Origin of the sequence: Massilia sp., from assembly GCF_046293535.1 — a bacterium.
Taxonomy (GTDB): domain Bacteria; phylum Pseudomonadota; class Gammaproteobacteria; order Burkholderiales; family Burkholderiaceae_D; genus Telluria.
Genome location: NZ_JBKBOV010000001.1, coordinates 259,376 through 280,625, shown reverse-complemented (window position 1 = coordinate 280,625; position 21,250 = coordinate 259,376). Strand labels below are relative to the sequence as shown.

Genomic DNA, 21,250 nt, shown 5'->3' with positions numbered 1-21,250 from the left:
AGTTCAGGGATTTGTGTGCAGAATTTGATTCAGTACGGCAACCTTTTGTCGATCAGAGCCGGTCTTCGTGCTGTCTCTTTCCAGCAGACGATGCGCGCTGCCAGCCATTCGGTGTCAAAGCCGCATTCCATGTACGCATGGCGGACGCAATGACGGACACAATGACGGAAATAAGCAATGAAAAATTTTAGCACAGTCGTGACCCGTGCTGCTGCCGCGGCGCTCGTCGCGTGTGCCATGGCGAGCCCGGCGCAAGCCGCCCCAGCGTGCACCTTCCGTCCCAATGCTCCCGACCAGCATGTCGTGGTCAAGGGCGATACCCTTTGGGATATTTCCGGCACCTTCCTGCAGAACCCCTGGTGCTGGCCGCAGGTGTGGGGCATGAACCGCGACGAGATCCGCAACCCGCACTGGATCTATCCAGGCCAGGTCATCTATTTCGACCGCAGCCGCGGCCGCCTGTCCCTGACCCGTCCCGGCAGCGCCGATGGCCGCGGAGAGCCGCCGCTCACCAAATTGTCGCCGCAGTTGCGCAGCGAATCGCTCGAACGCGACGCCGTGCAGTCGATCCCGGCCGGCATGATCGAACCCTACCTGACCCAGCCGCTGGTGGTCGAGGCCGACGCGCTGGCCGGCGCGCCGCGCATCGTCGCCTCGCAGGAAGGGCGCGTCTACCTGGGCACGGGCGACCGCGTGTACGTCAAGGGCGAGCTGCAAGGCGGCCGGACCTTCCAGGTGTTCCGTCCGGGCGGCCCGCTGCGTGACCCGCAGACCGGCAAGGTGCTGGCGCACGAGGCCGCCTACCTGGGCACCGTCACGCTCGACCGCGCAGCGGCGCCGGGCGTGGATGCGCATACCTTCCGCGTCGCCGAGACGCGCCAGGAAATGGGCGTGGGCGACCTCCTGGTCCCGATGCCGCCGACGCCGGTGCGCAATTACATGCCGCATGCGCCGGCCCAGCCGGTCGACGCGCGCGTGATGTCGATCCATGCGGGCGTCAGCTACGCCGGCCAGAGCCAGGTGGTGACCGTCAATCGGGGAAGTGTTGACGGACTCGATGTCGGTTCCGTGCTGCAGCTCTATCATCTCGGGAAGACGGTGCCGGACCCGGCCAGCAAAGGCGTGCTCGGCTTCGGCAAACGGACGATCAAGCTGCCCGACGAGCAATATGGCAGCCTGTTCATCTTCCGCGTGTTCAACAAGGTCTCGTACGGCCTGATCATGCAGGTGAGGGCGCCGGTGGAAGTCGGCGACGTGGCCAAAAGCCCGGAATAAAAGGAGTAACCCCTACCGTGCAGGACACGGCCCCCCACACTGTCATTGCCAGCCCACCCGATTCCCGCGTCATCGCCGACTGGATCCGGCTGGAGGGGACGGCGGGCGTGGGGTGCCGTACCGGCCGGCTGCTGCTGGACGCCTTCGGCTCGCCGGCGGCCATCTTCCGCGCCGGCCAGGCGGCCCTGGCCGCCCACGTGCCGGCCGTGCAGGCCGCCGCCTTGTGCGCGCCGCTCTCGTCCGAACTCGCACGGCAGATCGAGCTTACGCTGGCCTGGCTGTCGGAAGCGCATCACCACGTCCTGACGCTGCACGACGCCGATTACCCGCCGGCCCTGCGCCAGATTCCCGATCCGCCGCTTCTCCTGTATGTGAATGGACAGCGGGCATTGCTGTCCTCGCCCATGATCGCCGTGGTCGGCAGCCGCAATGCGAGCACGCAGGGCAAGGCCAATGCGCAAGCCTTCGCGGAAGGCCTGTCGCATGCGGGCCTGTGCGTGGTGTCGGGCATGGCGCTCGGCATCGATACCGCCGCACACGAAGGCGCCCTGCGCGGTTCGGGTTCGACCATCGCGGTGATCGGCACCGGTCCCGATCGCGTCTACCCGGCACGCAACCGCCCGCTGGCGCACCGCATCGCCGCCGAAGGCTGCATCCTCAGCGAATATGCGCTGGGCACGCCGCCAGTCGCCGCCAACTTCCCGCGCCGCAATCGCATCATCAGCGGCCTGGCGGCCGGCGTGCTGGTGGTCGAGGCAGCGGCGCAGTCGGGTTCGCTGATCACGGCGCAGATGGCGGCCGAGCAGGGGCGCGAAGTATTCGCGCTGCCGGGATCGATCCATTCGACGCTGGCCAAGGGTTGCCACCAATTGATCCGCGAAGGCGCGCAACTGGTCGAGACCGTGGACGAAGTGCTGGCCGCGATGCGGGTCTCGCCGCTCGTGCGCCAGGCCGCGCCCCCACCCGTGGCGGCCGGCAACGCCACCTTGCTGGCGGCCCTGGGCCACGATCCGGTGGAGCCCGACGCGCTGCTGGCGCGCCTTGGCCTCGAGGCCGGCGCGCTGGCCGGCGAACTGCTGGCGCTCGAGCTGGCCGGACTGCTCGAACGCCTGCCCGACGGCCGGGTCCAGCGCGTGGTGCGTGCGGCATGAATACGGGAAAGTATGCTCATTCTCGTGTATGCACGATGCATGAGGCAGTACGAAAAAGAGTATTCTTCTTGAGTTATTTTTGTGAAATGCCTGGCCTGAATTTTGTTAAATCTCGACAAAACTGAATGAACGAATAAGGCCGCTAAACAACGTTTTTTGAGCATGGGGCGCCAGGTCGCGTGCCAGACTTGTGCCTCGGCGAGCTTAGCTGCTACAGTAGCGTCACTATGTTCGACATCCTGGTCTACCTCTACGAGACGTACTATCGTCCTGACGCCTGCCCCGAGCCGGCGGCCCTGGCACGCAAGCTGTCCGCCGTCGGTTTCGATGACATCGAGATTTCCGAGGCGCTGGACTGGCTCTCCGGGCTGACCGAAGCGGCAGTTTCCGACGCCATCGATGCATGCACCGGCATCCGCTACTATGTGGACGAGGAGTACATCGAACTGGGTAGCGCCGCGATCGGCTTCATCCAGTTCCTCGAGAGCGCCAAGGTGCTCAGCCCCGTGCAGCGCGAGATCGTCATCGAACGCGCGCTGGCCTGCGACGAGTCGCCGGTAGCACTGGGCAAGCTCAAGATCATCGTGCTGATGGTCCTGTGGAGCCAGGGCAAGGAGCCCGATGCGCTCATGTTCGACGACCTGTTCGGCGACGACGACGAGCAGGAACCGCGATTGCTGCACTGAGCGATCCAGTACAAGACACGACGGGGCCGAGGCCCCGTTTTTCGTTTCTGTAGCACTATTTTCAAGCGCGGCCGCGAGCCCGGACTGTGCCCCGTCAGCCGTACGCACACTTGCGGTGCGGCTGTCATCGCGCTTATCATTGGCCGCTCGATCCAAATTGTTACTCTTCAGACACTACGGTTTTGACAACCGTCCAGCCCGGGAGCATGTATGATGCGCGGGCAAAAGCCACTTATATATAGAGCACCCGAGAAACACTATGACCAAATCCCTCATCATCGCAGAGAAGCCGTCGGTCGCGAACGACATCGCGAAGACGCTGGGCGGCTTCACCAAGCACGATGAGTATTTCGAATCCGACGAATACATCCTGTCGTCCGCCGTCGGCCACCTGCTCGAGATCACGGTGCCCGAGGAGTACGACGTCAAGCGCGGCAAATGGAGCTTCGCGCACCTGCCCGTGATCCCGCCGTACTTCGCGCTGAATCCGATCGCCAAGACCGAGTCGCGCCTCAAGGTGCTGAACAAGCTGATCAAGCGCAAGGACGTCACCACCCTGATCAACGCATGTGACGCGGGCCGTGAAGGTGAGCTGATCTTCCGCCTGATCGCACAGGCCGCCAAGGCCAAGCAGCCGGTCAAGCGCCTGTGGCTGCAGTCCATGACGCCCGCGGCGATCCGCGAAGGCTTCGCCCACCTGCGCAGCGACGAAGAGATGCTGCCGCTGGCCGACGCCGCGCGCTGCCGTTCGGAAGCCGACTGGCTGATCGGCATCAACGGCACCCGCGCCATGACCGCCTTCAACTCGAAGGAGGGCGGGTTCTACCTGACCACCGTGGGCCGGGTGCAGACCCCGACCCTGTCGATCGTGGTCGAGCGCGAAGAGAAGATCAAGAAGTTCGTCCCGCGCGACTATTGGGAAGTGCGCGCCGAGTTCGTGTGCGCCGCCGGCGTCTACGAAGGGCGCTGGCTCGACCAGAATTTCAAGAAGGACGAGAACGATCCGGAGAAGCGCGCCGAGCGCCTGTGGAGCCGCGCCGCCGCCGATTCGATCGTCGCCGCCTGCCGCGGCAAGCAGGGCATCGTCACCGAGGAATCGAAGCCGACCACCTCGATGGCGCCGGCCCTGTTCGACCTGACCAGCCTGCAGCGCGAGGCCAACGGCCGCTTCGGCTTCTCGGCCAAGAACACGCTCGGCCTGGCCCAGGCGCTGTACGAGAAGCACAAGGTGCTGACCTATCCGCGTACCGATTCGCGCCACCTGCCGGAAGACTACATCGCTACCGTCAAGAGCACGCTGGAGTCGCTGAACGAAACCAACAACTACCAGCAGTTCTCGAAGCAGGTGCTGAAGAACGGCTGGGTCAAGCCGAACAAGCGCATCTTCGACAACACCAAGATCTCGGACCACTTCGCGATCATCCCGACCGGCGTCATCCCCAAGAACCTGACCGAGCCGGAACAGAAGCTGTACGACCTGGTTACGCGCCGCTTCCTGGCGGTGTTCTTCCCGCCGGCCGAGTTCCTGGTGACGACCCGCTTCACCGAAGTGTCGGGTCACCAGTTCAAGACCGAGGGCAAGGTGATGACCAACCCCGGCTGGCTGGCGATCTACGGCAAGGAGTCGCAGACCGACGACAAGGACGGCGCCAACCTGGTGCCGGTGCAGAAGGGCGAGAAGGTCCTGGCCGACAAGGTCACGCCGAACGGCCTGGTCACGAAACCGCCCGCACGCTACAGCGAAGCGACGCTGCTGTCGGCGATGGAAGGCGCGGGCAAGCTGGTCGACTCCGACGAGCTGCGCGATGCCATGGCCGGCAAGGGCCTGGGCACGCCGGCGACGCGCGCGGCCATCATCGAAGGCCTCTTGACCGAAAAATACCTGGTGCGAGAGGGGCGCGAGCTGATCCCGACCGCCAAGGCGTCGCAATTGATGACGCTGCTGCGTGGCCTGGGCGTGAACGAGCTGACCGCGCCCGAGCTGACCGGCGAATGGGAATTCAAGCTCTCGCAGATGGAGAAGGGCAAGATCTCGCGCGACGAATTCATGCGCGAGATCGCGCAGATGACGCAGGTGATCGTCAAGCGCGCCAAGGAATACGACAACGAGACCATCCCGGGCGACTACGCGACCCTGAAGACCCCGTGCCCGAACTGCGCCGGCGTGGTCAAGGAAAACTACCGCCGCTTCGCCTGCACCAAGTGCGACTTCTCGATGTCGAAGACGCCGGGCAGCCGCCAGTTCGAGATCAATGAGGTCGAGGAGTTGCTGGAGAAGCGCACCATCGGCCCGCTGCAGGGCTTCCGTTCGAAGATGGGCCGTCCGTTCGCGGCGATCCTGCGCATCGTGCGCGACGAGGACATCCAGAACTTCAAGCTCGAATTCGACTTCGGCCAGGACCAGGACGAAGGCGAGGACGGCGAGGGCGTCGACTTCACCGGCCAGACCGCGCTCGGCCCCTGCCCAAAGTGCAATAGCGGCGTCTACGAGATGGGCCTGGCCTACGTGTGCGAGAAGACGGTCGCCAAGCCCAAGGCCTGCGACTTCCGCAGCGGCCGCATCATCCTGCAGCAGGAGATCCTGCCGGAGCAGATGGCCAAGCTGCTGGTCGACGGCAAGACCGACCTGCTGCCGGGCTTCGTCTCGCAGCGCACGCGTCGCGCCTTCAAGGCCTTCCTGGTGCGCGGCAAGGACGGCAAGATCAGCTTCGAGTTCGAGGAGCGCAAGGCCAAGCCGGCGGCGAAGGGCAAGGCCGCCGCGGCAGACGGCGCCGCGGATGGCGCCGACGGCGCGGCAGCACCGGCGGTGAAGACGGCAGCGAAGAAGGCGCCGGCCAAGAGCGCGGCCAAGCCAGCCGCCAAGACCGCGGCGCGCAAGCCGGCGGCGAAGAAGATCGCGACGGCGGCGGCGAAGAAGTAAGCGCTGCGCTGCGCCTGGTGAAAAACGCGAACCTGTGGGTTCGCGTTTTTTTTGCGCCGGTGATTTGCATGGAACCTGGGTCCCGGCCTGCGCCGGGACGACGTTGGTTTAGGTGTGCGCTTCGATGGCATACGACGTCGGAAAATTCAGCCAGATTGGAAACCGTCATTCCGGCGTAGGCCGGAACCTCATTTCTCACGCATACCCCTGTCGCATCCATTCCCCACATCATAAAAATTTGCTTCTCATTAAGCTCTTGTTCCGGTAATAATCGAACAAGCAATACACGCGCACCACCCAAGTTTCATCATTCGGTCGCCTGCCCGCAGGCACAACACCTATAACGATATCGAGACCCGTCTGAACCCATGAAGCTCTCCGACCTGAAAATCGCGACCCGCCTGTACCTCGGCTACGGCATCCTGATCGGCATCACCGGCGTCGTGGTCGCCATCGCCTACGGCAACGTCACCGCGCTCGACTCCGCCAACGACGCCAACGTGCACACCTACAAGGTGCTGGCGGAAGTCGACGGCGCGATGGAAGCGCTGGTCAACATCGAAACGGGCGAACGGGGCTATGCCCTGACCGGCGAGGAGACCTCGCTGCAGCCCTACACGGCCGGCCGGCAGGAATTCCAGCAGCACGTCGAGCGCGCGCTGGCGCTCACCGCCGGCGACGAAGCACAGCAGGGGCGCCTCAAGCAGCTTGCGCAGCACCAGCGCGACTGGATGGCGCAGGCCATCGAGCCGGTGATCGCGCAGCGCCGCGCGGCCGTCGGCGACGACCTGTCGCAGGTCATCGCGACCGTCCGGGAAGGCAAGGGCATGGCGGGCATGGAGGCCATGCGCGCGACCGTGGCGCAGATCCGCGCCGCCGAAGATGCGCTGCTGGCGCAGCGCGCGGCCCAGATCGAACAAGCCCGCTCGGCCATGCGCCGCACCCTGGTCGGCGGCGGCCTGATCGCCGCGATCCTGGCGGTCTTCATGGCCTACCAGCTGGGCCGCAACATCAGCATCCCGCTGGACCGCGCCGTCCGCGTGGCGCGCAGGGTGGCGCAGGGCGACCTGACGGTCGAGGTCAAGGTGCGCACCAGGGACGAGGCGGGCGAACTGATGGGCGCGCTGAAGGACATGAACGCTTCCCTGGTCGCCATCGTCTCGAAGGTGCGCGCCGGGACCGGCACCATCGCGACCGCCGCCAGCGAGATCTCGGCCGGCAACCACGACCTCTCCAGCCGCACCGAGCAGCAGGCCGCTTCGCTCGAGGAAACCGCCTCCTCGATGGAAGAGCTGACCTCGACCGTCAAGCAGAACGCCGACAACGCGCGCCAGGCCAAGCAGCTGGCCGCGAGTGCCGCCGACACCGCCGCGCGCGGCGGCGACGTGGTGGCCGAGGTGGTCAGCACGATGGGCTCGATCAACGAAGCCTCGCGCAGGATCGCCGACATCATCACCGTCATCGACGGCATCGCCTTCCAGACCAACATCCTGGCGCTCAACGCGGCGGTGGAGGCGGCGCGCGCCGGCGAACAGGGCCGCGGCTTCGCGGTGGTGGCGGGCGAGGTGCGCAACCTGGCGCAGCGTTCGGCCGCGGCGGCCAAGGAAATCAAGGGCCTGATCGGCGACTCGGTGTCGCGCGTGGAAGCCGGTTCGCGCCTGGTGGACCAGGCCGGCCGCACGATGGACGAAGTGGTGGCCAGCGTGCAGCGCGTTTCCGACATCATCGGCGAGATCGCGGCCGCCAGCGAAGAGCAGCACGAAGGCATCGAGCAGGTGAACGGGTCGATCATGCAGATGGACGAGGTGACGCAGCAGAACGCGGCGCTGGTCGAGCAGGCCGCCGCCGCCGCGGCCGCGATGCGCGAACAGGCCGCCGGGCTGGCGCAGCTGGTGGATACCTTCCAGCTCGCCGCTCCGGCTGGTGCGCCGGCGCAAGCCCTGCCGCGCCCGCCCGCACGTGCGGCACTGCCGCGCAGCCGCCAGGCGGCGCGTCCCGGCAAGCGGCCCGCGCCGGCCCCGGCCACGGCGTTTGACACCGCCGAGGTGGAGTAAGCGTCCCGGATTTGTCTCGTGGCGGACGCGGATGCCGCGGCGTCGAGGTGTAAGATCGGTGGCCTTCACCCGACAAGGAGACCGCCATGTTCAGCCTCGACGATTTCGCGCAGCTGCAGTTCCTGGAGGGCCGCTGGAAGGGCATCGCCCCGGACGGCAAGGAGTTCTTCGAAGAATATACCCATCCGGAACCCGCCGTGTTCCAGTCGCACCGCTTCCCGGACAGCGCCTTCACTGGCCACACCGACGGCGCCACCATCAGCCTGAAGGACGGCGAGGTGATCTCGCAGTGGGGCGAGTACACCTGGAAGGCGGCCAGCATCGGCGCCGACTCGGCCGCCTTCGAACCCGTGAATGCGCCGAGCCAGTTCATCTGGCGCCGGGTCGACGACGCGACCCTGGAAGCCCGGCAGCGCTGGACGGCGGACGGCAAGGAGCAGGAATTCACGCTCCAGCTCACCAGGCTGAACTAGGCATGCAAGGGCCGGCGCCCGCATGAAGCAGGCCTTCGTCGTCCTCCTGCTGCTGGCCGTGGGCGCCTATGTTGCTGCCTGCCTGGCGCTGTTCTTGCTGCAGCGCTCGCTGATCTATTATCCGCCGCCGGTCGCCGCCTACGCAGCGCCGGCGACCTCGATCCTCGCGCTGGACGGGGCCAGGGTCGTGGTGTCCGAGCGGCCGCTGGCGGGCGAGCGGGCCCTGATCTACCTCGGCGGCAATGCCGAAGACGTGACCGCCAGCCTGCCCATCCTCGAGCGCGCCTTTCCCGGGCGCGCCCTTTACCTGCTGCATTACCGCGGCTACGCCGGCAGCAGCGGCAGCCCGTCCGAACAGGCCCTGGTCGGCGACGCGCTGGCCCTGTTCGACCGCGTGGCGCGCACGCACCGGGATGTCGCCGTGGTCGGGCGCAGCCTCGGCACCGGGGTGGCGGTGCAGCTGGCCAGCCAGCGGCCGGTCAGCCGGCTGGTGCTGGTCACGCCCTTCGACAGCCTGGCGGGGCTGGCCGCACGCCAGTTTCCGTATTTTCCGGTACGCTGGCTATTGCGCGACCGGTATGCCTCGTCCGGGTACGCGCCGCGCGTGCAGGCGCCGACCTTGCTCATCGTTGCCCGGCACGACGAGATCATCCCGCCGGACAGCGCTGAACGGCTGCTGGCGCGGTTTCCCGCAGGAGTCGCACAGCTGCGCGTGATCGAAGGGGCGGGGCACAATTCGATTTCCGACCACCCCGCGTACATCGCTGCGCTCGAATGGGCGCAGTGAACGCAATCAACGAAAAGGAGTGATATGCCAGCCACACCATCCCTGCGTCACGTCGTGCTGTTCGCGTTCAAGGAGCAGGCCGCCCAGGAAGCGGTCGACGCCGTCGTTGCCGACTTCGGCCGCCTGCCCGCCGAAATCCCGGTCATTGCCGCCTACGAGTGGGGCACGAACGTGAGTCCGGAAGGCCTGAACCAGGGCTTCACCCACTGCTTCACCTTGACGTTCGCGAGCGATGCCGACCGCGACGCCTATCTGGTGCACCCGGCGCACCAGCGCTTCGTGGATACCCTGGGCAGTTGCCTGGAGCGCTCGCTAGTGCTCGACTACTGGACCCAGGCCTAGCGCGCCTAACAATTCCCCCGATGGCTGCGTTGCATCGTCTTGCCGTACTAACGTACTGTCTTCGTGGTCCGCCACTGCGGCGATGCGCCTTGCCCTCGGGGTTTTGTTAGGCGCGCTTAGCGAGAATCGTCGGGTGGGCGGCTCCACCCGACGCTACGTTCAGCCCATGCTGCGTGCGCCGCCCACCCTACGCCAGCCCTCAGGGCCGCACGTCGGCCAGCGCCTTCCACACCTCCCTGAGCTGCCCGACGATCTTCGGATCGTCCTGTTCGCCCCTGCCGCCGGCTTCGATGTTGGTCATCAGGATGCGGCCGGTGCCGCTGGCCGGGTCGATGAACATGAAGGCCGTGACGCCCGGGTCGCTGCCCGTATGCCCGACCAGCCCGTTCCTGCGGATGCGCCAGAACACGCCGCTGTTCGGCTCGCCCGCCGGGCTGGCGCTGGGCAGTGCGTCGGGCGCGAAAGCCGGGTCGAACAGCAGGGTGAAGCCGGCCTTGCTCAACACGCCTTCGCCGCCCTTGTAGCCCTTCACCATGGCCATCAGGAAGCGCGCCAGGTCGGCCGCCGAGGTCGTCAGGCCGCCGTCCGGGTAGGTGACCAGGGCGTAGCGCGGATAGGCCTGGTGGCGGCGGTTGTAGGCGATTGCCTGGCGCTTCGCCTGGCTCGGGTCGGCGCGCCAGCTTGTGCTGCGCATCTGTAGCGGCTCGAAAATGTGTTTCCTGGTGAAGGCCTCGAAACTCTGGCCGCTTTTCACCTCGATCAGGTAGGCGGCCAGCGCCGCGCCGATGTTCGAGTAATGGTAGGCGAGGCCCGGCGCTTCCCTCGCGAAGTTGGTTTTCCGGTAGCTGCGCCCGCCCACGGCCAGGTAGTTCCTCAGGAAGCCGCCCAGGCTCAGGTCCTTGCGCCCAGGGAGGGTGAAGTCGCGCCTGAATTGCTGGTAGAGCGCAGCGCCGGTATCGGCGTCGGGCAGCAGGTAGTAGGAGTGCCCGTAGATCTCCTCGTCGTCGACGATGCTCGAGGTGTGGGTGACCAGGTGGCGCACCGTGATCGGTCCGCCGCCATGCGGATGCCGTACCTGGAAGGGCAGGATGGCGTTGATCTCGGTGTCGAGTCCGAAGTAGCCGAGCTCGATCGCCTTCACGATCGCCACGCCGATCACGGTCTTGCTCACCGAGCCGACGTTCTGCAGCGTCTCTTCGGTATAAGGGCGCCTGGCCTGCAGGTCCGCGCGGCCGAAGCCGCGCTGGTACAGCACGGCATTGCTGGACACCACCGCCACCGCGAAGCCCGGCAGGGGGGATGCCGCCTGCAGCCCGGCGAGCTTGTGGGTGAGTGCGGGCCGCTCATCGGCTGCCTGCGCCACCGCGGCGCCGGCGGCCGGCAGGAGCAACAGGGCCACCAGGAAAGGAGCGAGCAACTGCTTCATCGGGGCTGTACGTACGTGTCGGGCTGCTGAAATGCAAAACCGCGGCCAGGCCGCGGTTTCTCGGGTCGCATCGTGAAGCGCTGGCTTTACTCCTGCCATTCCTGCAGCGCGCGGATGGCCGTCTCGCCATTGCGGATCGCCTTGACCCGGCGGATGACTTCGTTGTGCCAGGCTTCGTCGGCATCCTCGTCGGGACCGTCGATATCCTGCAGGAGCAGGCGCACCAGGGCGTGCTTCTCCTCAGCGCTCAACATCTGGATTTTTTCCGCGATCTCGGCAACCAGGTTCGACATGATGCTCCTTCCGGTAATATTTTTGAAATAATAACTTGGGTTTTAGGGGTTGTCGACAGGAACCATATTGTCCGTTGGTTTCCTGTCAATTAATTTATTGTCCGGGTCGATGCCGGCCCGTGCCGGACGCCCGCCGACCACCAGCGTCACGGTCTGGCCGGCGCCTTCGACCAGGCGGCGCTCGCGCGCCAGCGGGTTGCCGTTGCGGTCGTCGACGCCGAATTCGATGTAGTCCTGGAGCGGCGCCGGCTTCTCGCCACCCAGTTCGTCCGCGCGCACCTTGCCGGCGTGCGCCCGGATCGTCACCTCGAACTTGCCGTCCGGACGCTGGCGCGCGCTGGCGCTGTCGGCACGGTTCTCGTACAGCACGATGTGCTCGAACAGGTCGTCGACCAGGTAGGCCTTGTCGGGCGGGGTCACGGCGCGCAGGCGGTCGACCAGCGCCAGCACGGTCGGGTAGGGCGCGCCCTTGAAGCCATGCTCCTGCAGCAGGCTGCTCAAGACGTGGTTGACGACGTCCTCGCCCAGCAGGTCGGCAAGCAGGTAGAGCGCCAGGCTGCCCTTGCGGTAGTGGACGTAGTCCTGGTTCTCGTTCTGCGCCAGCGGCAATTCCTTGCGGCGCTCGGTGGCGCGGCCCATCAGGTAGGCGTCCAGGTTGTAGCGCAGGAAGCGGCGCATCTTCTGGCCGCCGACCGCGCGCTTCATGACCATCAGCGCGGTGTATTCGGACAGGCTCTCCGACAGCACGCTGGAACCGCGCGCGTGGGCGCCGGCCAGCTGGTGGCCCCACCACTGGTGGGCGGTCTCGTGGGCGCTGACGTAGAAGGGATAGTCGATGTCCTTGGGCGAATCGTCGTCGATGCGGGCAATGAAGCCGGCGCTTTCCGAGAACGGGATGGTGCCCGGGAAGGCCTGCGCATGGCTGGCATAGCGAGGGAACTCGACGATGCGCAGTTCGCCGAACTGGTAGGGGCCATAGTTGCGCGACGCGTATTCCAGGCTGGCCTGGGCGCCGCGGATCATGCGTTCGACATTGGCGTCGTGGCCCGGATGGTAGAACACGTCGATGGTCACGTCCTGCCAGCGGTCGTGCCGCACCTCGTAGCGCGCCGACTGGACCGCGTAGAAATTCAGGATCGGCTTGCTCATCCGGTAGTGGAAGTAGCGCCGTCCCTTGTCCATCCATTCCTTTTCCAGCGTGCCCGGGGCGATCGCGATCTGGTCCGGGGAAGTGGCGAGCACCGCGTCGAAACCGATCCAGTCGGCATCCACGCCCAGGACGTTGTTGGCGCGTGCCGCCGGGTCCTCGCGCGCGGGCAGCGGATCCTTCGGCGGCAGGCCGCGGCGCTTGCGGTCGCGGTCGTCGCTCAGTTCCACCGACGGCTGGTAGCCGACGCGCGGCATGACTTCGTTGGTGAAGAACGTGCCGTTCGCGACGAACGGGGTGTCGCGGCCGATTCCCAGCAGGCCGCCCGGCCGGTAACGCAGGCTGAACTCGAGCGCCATGCGCGCGCCGGGCGCCAATGGCTGGGCCAGGCGGTAGTGGTAGAAGCCGCGTTCCGGGTCGAGCTGCACGGGACGCGCCGGCTGCGCAAAGCGCAGGGACAGTTCGGCGCCGCGCTGCTGGTACAGCACCAGGTCCTGGATCGGGACCCCGCTGCGGTTCTCCAGCTGGTAGACGCCCGTTACGCCGAGAGTGCGCTGCTCGGGCCGGATGTCGGCCCGCAGGCGCACGTCGGCGATGCGCGGCTGCGGCAGCCGGGCGTAGCGGCGGTAGCGCAGTTCGTATTCGGCGCGCAGGCTTTCCTGCTGCGCGCCGGTCAGGTAGCCGCCGGCGTGCAGCTCGTAGGCCAGCAGGCTGCCTGTGCCCGCGAAGATCGCGAAGCCGGCGCCGAAGCAGGCCAGCACCGGCCGGGAAAGGTTGCGGCGCGCCAGGCGCAGGCGCTCGCGCCAGCCGCTGTCGACGCCGCGCGCCCACAGCACCCGCGCCGCCACCATCAGCATCAGGGCCATTCCGCCCCAGTAGAGCTGGAACAGGTGCTCGCGCACCAGGAAATGACCGAAGCCGTTCATGGCCGAATAGGTGAAGGACGGGGAGTCGCCGTACACCAGCATCGGGTGGTCGTAGCCCATGCTCGCCGCGGTGGTGAAGACCAGGTACAGGGCGATCAGGATGAAATAGGCCAGGTAGCGGTTGTTGACGATCACCTGCACCGCCACCGCCAGCACCGCCAGCAGCGCATACTGCGGCAGCAGCACGGTGAACAGGAAGCGCAGGTAGAGGCCGGGCTCGAGGCTGAACCAGCCCTTGAACAGCTGGATCAGCATGCCGACCGCCATTGCCATCGCCAGGAGCAGCGCCTGCAGGCCGACCAGGGCGAGCGTCTTGCCCGCCAGCGGCAGCCAGGTCGGCGCCGGCATCGCGTCCAGCATCTGCGACATGCGCGCCTCGCGTTCGCGCCACACCATCTCGCCGGCGAACAGGGTGGTCACCACCAGCATGTACAGCGCGAACACGTCGCGGATCAGTTCCAGCACCATGTAGGTGACCGGATGGGTATTGGTGCCGTAGATCGAACCGAGGTCGAGCGCGCTGGCGACCAGGATCAGGGCGCCGGCGACGCTCAGGGCCAGGAAATAAATGTTCCTGCTCGACTCGCGCAGGTTGTACAGCACCGACTTCCCCAGCAGGGCGGCCAGGCTGCGGCGCGCGAAGTCGGGCGGCTCGCGGGTGTCGACCGCAGTGTGCGACAGCTGCTGCGAGGCGGCGTCGGCCAGCGTGTCGGCCAGCCCCTGGCCCTGCACCTTCTTGTGGCGCGCCTCGGGATTGCCGGTGGTGTGGAAGCGCCAGTAGCCGAGCAGCAGGACCACCAGCCCGAAGCCCACCCAGATCAGGCGGTTCACCAGGTACACGCCCTCCAGCGTGATGGGGCGCGTGTTGCGCTCGGCGATCGGCCAGTATTCGGTGAGGCGGATCAGGGCCGTGGTGCCGAAGGGATCCATCAGCGCGGCCAGGGTCTTGTAGTCCAGGTCGCGCGCCAGCGAGGGGGCGACGATGTAGCCGATCGTCATGACGATGGCGGCCACGTAGACCGGCAGCATGCGGCGCGACAGCGCGGCCAGCACGAAGAACAGCGCGCCGAAGATAAAGGTGTTGGGCAGCAGCGTGAGCAGGTAGGGCAGCAGGTAGTCCGCCAGCGCGCCCGGCCCCAGGCGGTCGGGCTCGATGCCGGGGATGAAGGTTCCGAGCCAAGCGCCCAGCACGATGCTCGACAGGATCACCGCGAGCGTGGCGAAGGCGCCGAGGAAGCGTCCCAGCACGTAGTCCGCCTTGCGGATCGGCGCGCTGAAGAAGAAGTGCTGCATCTCGTATTCGAAGTCCTGCTGCACCGAGCGGCCCATCACGGCCGCCACCACGACCACGCCGAAGCAGCCGAGGAAGGAGGCCGACAGCGCGATCTGGCGCGGCGCATTGATCAGGACCCGGCCGCCGAAGGTGACGATGGCGTCGCGGAAGGCGCCGCCCGCCGCCGCCATCCACAGCATCGCGAGCGCCAGGAAGATGCCGAAATAAATCCAGGTCGACAGCAGCCGCAGCCGCTGCCGCGCCTCGAATCCGGCGATGGCCAACAGCGGGCGCATGGCCTAGCAGGTCCCCGTGGCGGCGGCGGTGAACTTGCCGGCGATGGTGGCGAAGTAGACGTCTTCCAGGCTGGCGCGGGTCGGCTCGAAGCCGTCGCCCGGGTCGGTCTCGGCATACACGTGGATCAGGGTGCGGCCGGTGAGCAGGCGGGTCGAGATGACCTGGTGGCGCTTCTGGAACACCGGCAGCTCCTGCTTGGTGACGAAGCGCGCCCAGATGTAGTCTTCGATCTCGTAGGTCAGTTCCTGCGGATCGCCGCACAGCAGCACGTGGCCCTTGTGGATGATCGCCATGTTGGCGCACAGGTCGGCCACGTCGGACACGATGTGGGTCGACAGGATGACGGTCTTGTCCTCGCCGATCTCGGACAGCAGGTTGTGGAAGCGCACCCGCTCCTGCGGGTCCAGGCCGGCGGTGGGCTCGTCGACGATGATCAGGCGCGGGTCGCCCAGCAGGGCCTGGGCGATGCCGAAGCGCTGGCGCATCCCGCCCGAGAACGTGCCGAGGCGCTGGTTGCGCACTTCCCAGAGGTTGGTCTGCTGGAGCAGGCCGTCGACCACCTCGCGCCGGCGGTGCTTGTGCGACAGGCCCTTGAGCTGGGCGAAATGGTCGAGCAGTTCGTAAGCGGTCACTTTCGGGTAGACGCCGAAATCCTGCGGCAGGTAGCCGAGCATGCGGCGCACCTCGTCCTTTTCGTCGAGGACGTCGATGTCGTCCAGGAAGACCGAGCCGGAATCGCATTCCTGCAGGGTGGCGAGGATCCGCATCAGCGTCGATTTGCCGGCGCCGTTCGGGCCGAGCAGCCCGAACATCCCGGCCGGGATGTTCAGGGTGACACGGTCGAGCGCGACCACGCCATTGGCGTAAGTCTTCGACAAATTGCGGATTTTCAATTCCATGCCATATCCTCAAGCGTGCATATAAACCTTTTTCAACACTTGCATTGTATTAAATTGTCTTGCGGTTTGTGGCGACTTCGCGACGCACGGGCGCTTTGATGGTCCAGATTGCATAATCCGGGGACAGAACGGATGACAAAGCGCAGCAATACTTTCCTCAAGTAAACATTACTCGCGTAAAGCCTGGAAACATGGATAATGACAGGATGAACAAGGCCATCCAGGACAAGCTGCTGGCGCTGATGCGCGAAGGACGCGACCGGACCGAGTCGCTCGACTGGTTCCGGGTGTCGCTGGGCCTGTTCTACCTGGCCGCGCTGATGACCGAGGAAACCATCGACTTCAAGAAGGTCGACCGCGCGTTCAACCGCTTCATCTATCACACCCTCGGCAAGGGCCATACCATCACCAGCGTGCTGCAGACCATGAGCGGCGCGAAGGTGATGCCGACCGTCGAATCCGAGCGCTTCATGGAGGCATTCCGGCGCCATTGCCCGGAAATCCCGATCGCATCGATTCCTTTCCTGCTCGAGCTGAACCTGGGCGTGGCGAAGAACATCTCCGGGCTGGAAGCGGCGGGACCGCTGGCCGACTGGATCGCGCGCAGGAAGGCCGAGGCGCCGGGCGCCTGACGGGCGCCGCTGGGCCTATAATGATGTTTTCGAATATCGCATTTGACAACATCATGAGCGCATACCGTTCCAACTCTTCCCTCGACGACCTGATCGCCGGCTTCGACAAGGCCTTGCGCGTGGTCGGCGGCGTCGCCGCGTCCTCGCGCCCGAACCCGGGCGCGCATGCCACCGACTGCGAACTGAGCGACGACGAGCGCCGCCACAGCGCCGGCCTGATGCGCGTGAACCATGTTGGCGAAGTGTGCGCGCAGGCGCTGTACGACTCGCAGGCGCGCTTCGGCAAGAGCCCGGCGATCCGCAAGCAGTTCGAAAAGTCGGCGCGCGAGGAAGAAGACCACCTGGCCTGGACGGCCGAGCGCCTGTCCGAGCTGGGTTCGCAGCCGAGCCTGCTCAATCCGCTGTGGTATGCGGGCTCCTACGTGCTGGGCAGCATCGCGGCCAAGCTGGGCGATCCGCACAGCCTGGGCTTCGTGGTCGAGACCGAGCGCCAGGTCGAGGCGCACCTGAACCGCCATCTCGAGGACCTGCCGCCGCAGGATGCGAAATCGCGTGCGATCGTGGAGCAGATGCGGGTCGACGAGATCGCGCACGGTGCCTCGGCGCAGGCGCTGGGCGCGGCCGAGACGCCGCTGCCGGTGCGAATGTTGATGACGGCGATGTCGAAGGTGATGACGACCACCGCGTATCGTATCTGAAGAGAGGCGCCGCGGCCGGGCGCCGGCCGCTCAGACCTCGACGATCTCCACCGTGTGCGTGATCTCGGCCGTCTTGGCCAGCATGATCGACGCCGAGCAGTACTTGTCGTGCGACAGGCTGACCGCGCGCTCGACCGCCGCCGGCTTCAGCTTGCGCCCCGTGACCGTGAAATGGAAGTTGATCTTGGTGAAGACCTTCGGCTCGGTCTCCGCGCGCTCGGCCTGCAGGGTGACGTCGCAGCCGCGCACGTCCTCACGGCCGCGCTTGAGGATCAGCACCACGTCATAGGCGGTGCAGCCGCCGGTGCCGACCAGCACCATCTCCATCGGGCGCGGCGCCAGGTTGTGGCCGCCGCCTTCCGGCGCGCCATCCATCGCCACCATGTGGCCGCTGCCGGTCTCGGCGCGAAAACTCATGCCCGACGGGCCGTTCCAGCTGACTTTCACTTCCATTCGATTTTCTCCGCTGAAGGTATTGACTACGGAGCATTGTAAGGCAGGCGGGGCGCCTCTGCCGGCGCCCCGGTCGTGACAGGACTTAGACGGCCAGCACGTAGCGCTCGCTCTTCATGCGCCAGCTGGCGAAGGCCACGATCAAGAGGGCCGGGATCGCCGAGCACAGGAAGGTCAGCAGGTAGGGCAGGGCGCCGATGTCGCCGGCCTTGGAGGCTTCCTTGATCAGGGTCTGGTTCGACAGCATCGGCACCAGGTACATCCAGTCCGCGGTCTTGAGCTCCATGAACGACACCACCATCATGGGGATGAGGGGCACGAAGGCGACGATGCTGAGGATGGTCTGCGCTTCCTTGAAGGTCTTGGCATTCATCGCCAGCGCGATGTACAGCGCGCCGGCCAGCAGCGACAGCGCCACCGTGACCAGGCATACCAGCAGCAGCTGGGGCCAGCCCAGGCTCCAGGTCATGCCGATCTCCTCCAGCGGCAGCCATTTGAAGACCGCGTGCGCCAGGATCAGTTCGAGTGTCACGCCGACGATGCCCAGCGTGCTGGCGGCGAGCCACTTGCCGCCGATCAGCTCCCAGGTATGGGCCGGCTGCGCCATCAGCACTTCGAGCGAGCGGCGTTCGCGTTCTCCAGCCGTGCTGTCCACGCTGGCCGACAGGGGCAGCATGAAGGCCGGGAAGAACAGGAAGCCCATGAGGGTGCCGACCAGCATCGCCGAGCGCGAGGCATTGGTGCCGGTGTCGTAGCGCTGCACCTGGATCGGGGTCACGGCCGCCGGCGACACGCCATGCGCCAACAGGCGCGCGCCGGCCACGTTGGAACCGTAGGCTTCCAGCACATCCTCGACGTCGCGGCGCTGGCGGCCGGTGTCGATTGCCGAGTCGTACCAGACCTCGACCCGCGCAGGGCGCATGGCGTAGTACTGCTCGGCGAAGTCGTCCGGCAGGCGCAGCACCGCCACGACCTTCTTGCTGCGCAGCAGTTCGCCGATGGCTTCCTCATCCATCGGTGGGGTTTCCTGGACCGTGATGTTCTTCTGGCCCAGCTGCGACATCAGCGTCGGCGCGCGGGCGCCGCCGATCACCGCCAGTTCGATGCCTTCGCGCTCGGACTTGGTGCTTTTCTCGATCATCTGGTGCAGCATGAAGCCGTACATGATCGGATAGAGCAGGGTAAACATGGCAAGCAGGCCGAGGGTGCGCTTGTCGCGCAGCGTCTCGAGCAGCTCTTTCAGGTAGACGACCAACAGCCTGGATTTCATGCGATTCCTTCCTCGGTGCCGACCAGGTGCACGAATGCGTCCTCCAGGTTGGCGATGCCGGTACGCCGGCACAGTTCATCGGGCGAGCCCTGGGCCACGGTGTGGCCGCCGGCGATGACGATCACGTCCTCGCACAGGGCCGTCACTTCCTGCATCACGTGGGTGGCCATGATCACGCAGCAGCCATCGGCGCGCAGTGCGCCCAGCGCGGTGCGCAATGCGCGCGTGCTCATCACGTCCAGGCCGCGGCTCGGTTCGTCGAGCAGCAGGTGGCGCGGCCGGTGCAGCAGCGTGCGCGCCAGCGCCACCTTGATGCGCTGGCCCTGCGAAAAGCCCTTGCTGCGGCGCGCCAGGATGTCGTCCATGCCGAGCAGCGCGGAGATTTCCTCGATGCGGCTGGCGATGGCGGGGCGGCCCATGCCGTTGAGTTCGCCAAAATAGGTGAGGTATTCGCGCGTGCTCAGGCGCTCGTACAGGCCGAACTGGTCGGTCAGGAAGCCGATGCTGCGGCGTACCGCCATCGGGTCCTTTTCCGGATCGACGCCGTCGATCGCGATGCTGCCGTGGTCGCGCTTGAGCAGCCCGACCAGGGTGCGCAACAGGGTGGTCTTGCCGGCGCCGTTGGGGCCGAGCAGCGCGGTGATCTGGCCGTCGCGCGCGGTGAAACTGACGCCGCCCAGCGCCTTCACGGCGCCGAAGCTCTTGCGTACATCGTGGACTTCAATCATGTTCTGACGCCTTCAGGGTTGCGGGCCGGCGCTGCCGAGCTGGAAAGTCGGGGCTGGGATCTCGTTCATGCATGCCGCATCGAGCTTGGCCTGCGGCTTGTCGAGGAATTCGCGCAGCAGGCGCGGCGCGCAGCCGAGCTGCGATACGCCATGGCCGGCATTGGCCACCACCACGTGCTGGGCGCGCGGCATGTATTTCGCGGCGGCGGTGGCGCGGTGCGGCGGCGTGATCGGGTCGAGCGCGCCGGACAGCAGCAGGGCGGGCGCGTCGATCCTGGTCGGGGCCCGCGCCGCGACCGGCGGCACGTTCATCGTTTTGCACATGGCCGGGAAGCGGTCGGTCAGCAGCCTGGTTACCTGGCTGTCGTCCGACTTGCGCAGTTCGGGCGTGAGGCGCGGCACGTCCTCGGCGCACACCACGGCCAGTTGCAGCAGGATCGCCACGTTGCCGTCGACGCCGAAGTCGCTGAGCAGGTTCTGGCGCGCCACGAAGGGCTGCCAGCGGCCCTGCGCCGCGTTGTGGATCAGGAAGGGCAGGCGGCGGGCGTCGGCCGGCGAGTACAGGATGCTGTGGATGGTGCCGTAGAAGCGCTCGGCGGTCATGTTGACCTCGACCGGCTGCGCGGTGCGCGGGTTCGCCAGCGACAGCTTGATGCTGCCGGCTTCGAGCTTCGCGGCGAGCGCGTCGAATTCGGCGCGCAGCTTGGGGAAGGCCTTGTTGCAGCCGGCATCCTTGGCGCACTGTTCGAACATCTTGTCGAGTGCGGCCTGGGCGTCGCGGCCGGCCGCCGGGATGACCTGGTCGGGGGCGGCGACGCCGTCGAAGACGAGGCTGCGCACGCTGGCCGGGTACAGGCGCGCATAGGCCTGGCCGAGGCGGGTGCCGTAGGAGCCGCCCCAGACGTTGATGGCGCCGTAGCCGAGCGCGCGGCGCACCAGTTCGGTGTCGCGGGCGGCGGCATCGGTGGTGTAGGCGCCGAACGAGGCGCGGGTAGAAGCGATGCAGGCGCGCAGTTCCGCGTCGAGCTGCGCTTCGGTCATGAGTTCCTGTTCGGGCTTGTTCTTGCAATCGAGCTTGCCCGAGCGGCCGGTGCCGCGCTGGTCGATGAACACGATGTCGCGGGTGGCGCGTACCCGGTGGAAGGCGAGGGTCAGCATCTGCACGACCTCGCTGCCCGCCTGGCCGGGGCCGCCGGCGAGCACGAACAAGGGGTCGCTGCGCGTGCCCTGGCGGTGCGCCGGCGCCACGGCGACGTGCAGCTTGAGCTTGGCGCCGGCCGGCTTCGCATGGTCAAGGGGCACGTCGAGGGTCATGCAGCGCAGCGCATCGGTGACCCCGGGCAGGTGGCAGCTGCGGTCGGCTACAACGGGTTGGGTGGCGGCGGCGGCTGCCGTGCTTGTCGTCGATACCGCGAGCCAGAGCGCAGCGACGGGGAGTAACGATCTTGTCTTCACACAATCTCCTCAAAGGACGCCTGCATAGTAGATTGGCATCGTTTTGATGGTCAACGTATTGTTGC

The 21,250-nt window shown here is 66.6% G+C and carries 18 protein-coding genes; 10 read left to right on the top strand and 8 right to left on the bottom strand.

The annotated features are described in order from the left end of the window. The first annotated feature begins 177 nt into the window (after positions 1-177). From ACK4S9_RS01290 to ACK4S9_RS01255, 8 genes are all read left to right on the top strand, one after another. Positions 178-1,275, top strand: coding sequence for a LysM peptidoglycan-binding domain-containing protein (locus tag ACK4S9_RS01290; protein WP_409720492.1), 1,098 nt, complete (start codon positions 178-180; stop codon positions 1,273-1,275). A 17-nt stretch (positions 1,276-1,292) separates the two neighbouring features. Then, on the top strand, positions 1,293-2,426 hold the full coding sequence (gene dprA / locus ACK4S9_RS01285) for a DNA-processing protein DprA (protein WP_409720490.1): 1,134 nt from the start codon (positions 1,293-1,295) through the stop codon (positions 2,424-2,426). A gap of 227 nt (positions 2,427-2,653) precedes the next feature. Continuing rightward, positions 2,654-3,112 carry a DUF494 family protein gene (locus tag ACK4S9_RS01280; RefSeq protein ID WP_369092245.1) on the top strand — a complete coding sequence of 153 codons (459 nt, stop codon included), beginning with the start codon at positions 2,654-2,656 and terminating at the stop codon, positions 3,110-3,112. Positions 3,113-3,371: 259 nt separating this feature from the next. Then, entirely contained in the window at positions 3,372-6,032 is a 2,661-nt protein-coding gene (locus tag ACK4S9_RS01275; RefSeq protein WP_409720487.1) for a DNA topoisomerase III, read from the top strand. 368 nt (positions 6,033-6,400) lie between these two features. Next, entirely contained in the window at positions 6,401-8,086 is a 1,686-nt protein-coding gene (locus tag ACK4S9_RS01270; protein WP_409720485.1) for a methyl-accepting chemotaxis protein, read from the top strand. An 86-nt stretch (positions 8,087-8,172) separates the two neighbouring features. Next, positions 8,173-8,559 carry a hypothetical protein gene (locus ACK4S9_RS01265; protein WP_409720483.1) on the top strand — a complete coding sequence of 129 codons (387 nt, stop codon included), beginning with the start codon at positions 8,173-8,175 and terminating at the stop codon, positions 8,557-8,559. Positions 8,560-8,581: 22 nt separating this feature from the next. Continuing rightward, entirely contained in the window at positions 8,582-9,346 is a 765-nt protein-coding gene (locus ACK4S9_RS01260; protein ID WP_409720481.1) for an alpha/beta hydrolase, read from the top strand. Between the two features lie 24 nt (positions 9,347-9,370). Next, entirely contained in the window at positions 9,371-9,688 is a 318-nt protein-coding gene (locus ACK4S9_RS01255) for a Dabb family protein (protein ID WP_409720479.1), read from the top strand. 199 nt (positions 9,689-9,887) lie between these two features. On the opposite strand, the gene ACK4S9_RS01250 is transcribed toward ACK4S9_RS01255, so the two are convergent. From ACK4S9_RS01250 to ACK4S9_RS01235, 4 genes are all read right to left on the bottom strand, one after another. Then, the gene (locus tag ACK4S9_RS01250; RefSeq protein ID WP_409720477.1) at positions 9,888-11,114 is read right to left on the bottom strand and encodes a serine hydrolase domain-containing protein; all 1,227 of its coding nucleotides are present in this window, start codon (positions 11,112-11,114) and stop codon (positions 9,888-9,890) included. Positions 11,115-11,200: 86 nt separating this feature from the next. Beyond that, the gene (locus ACK4S9_RS01245; protein ID WP_409720475.1) at positions 11,201-11,407 is read right to left on the bottom strand and encodes an addiction module protein; all 207 of its coding nucleotides are present in this window, start codon (positions 11,405-11,407) and stop codon (positions 11,201-11,203) included. A gap of 42 nt (positions 11,408-11,449) precedes the next feature. Next, a complete protein-coding gene (locus ACK4S9_RS01240) occupies positions 11,450-15,049 on the bottom strand; it encodes a M1 family aminopeptidase (RefSeq protein WP_409720473.1) in 3,600 nt (1,199 codons plus the stop codon). 3 nt (positions 15,050-15,052) lie between these two features. After that, positions 15,053-15,949: an ABC transporter ATP-binding protein gene (locus tag ACK4S9_RS01235; protein WP_409720471.1), complete on the bottom strand. Its 897-nt coding sequence runs from the start codon at positions 15,947-15,949 to the stop codon at positions 15,053-15,055. 206 nt (positions 15,950-16,155) lie between these two features. Between ACK4S9_RS01235 and ACK4S9_RS01230 the strand changes: the two genes are divergently transcribed. Beyond that, positions 16,156-16,581 carry a hypothetical protein gene (locus ACK4S9_RS01230; RefSeq protein WP_409720469.1) on the top strand — a complete coding sequence of 142 codons (426 nt, stop codon included), beginning with the start codon at positions 16,156-16,158 and terminating at the stop codon, positions 16,579-16,581. 53 nt (positions 16,582-16,634) lie between these two features. Next, complete coding sequence (gene coq7 / locus ACK4S9_RS01225) at positions 16,635-17,279, top strand: 2-polyprenyl-3-methyl-6-methoxy-1,4-benzoquinone monooxygenase (RefSeq protein ID WP_027865820.1); 645 nt, start codon at positions 16,635-16,637, stop codon at positions 17,277-17,279. A 30-nt stretch (positions 17,280-17,309) separates the two neighbouring features. Here the strand turns inward: coq7 and ACK4S9_RS01220 are convergent, their stop codons facing one another. The 4 genes from ACK4S9_RS01220 to ACK4S9_RS01205 form a co-directional block, all read right to left on the bottom strand. Then, positions 17,310-17,732: an OsmC family protein gene (locus ACK4S9_RS01220; RefSeq protein WP_409720467.1), complete on the bottom strand. Its 423-nt coding sequence runs from the start codon at positions 17,730-17,732 to the stop codon at positions 17,310-17,312. 85 nt (positions 17,733-17,817) lie between these two features. Then, positions 17,818-19,002, bottom strand: coding sequence for an ABC transporter permease (locus tag ACK4S9_RS01215; protein WP_409720465.1), 1,185 nt, complete (start codon positions 19,000-19,002; stop codon positions 17,818-17,820). Beyond that, positions 18,999-19,730, bottom strand: coding sequence for an ATP-binding cassette domain-containing protein (locus ACK4S9_RS01210; RefSeq protein ID WP_409720463.1), 732 nt, complete (start codon positions 19,728-19,730; stop codon positions 18,999-19,001). Before ACK4S9_RS01210 ends, ACK4S9_RS01215 begins: the two co-directional genes overlap by 4 nt. A 12-nt stretch (positions 19,731-19,742) precedes the next feature. After that, the gene (locus ACK4S9_RS01205; protein WP_409720461.1) at positions 19,743-21,185 is read right to left on the bottom strand and encodes an alpha/beta hydrolase; all 1,443 of its coding nucleotides are present in this window, start codon (positions 21,183-21,185) and stop codon (positions 19,743-19,745) included. Positions 21,186-21,250 lie beyond the last annotated feature (65 nt).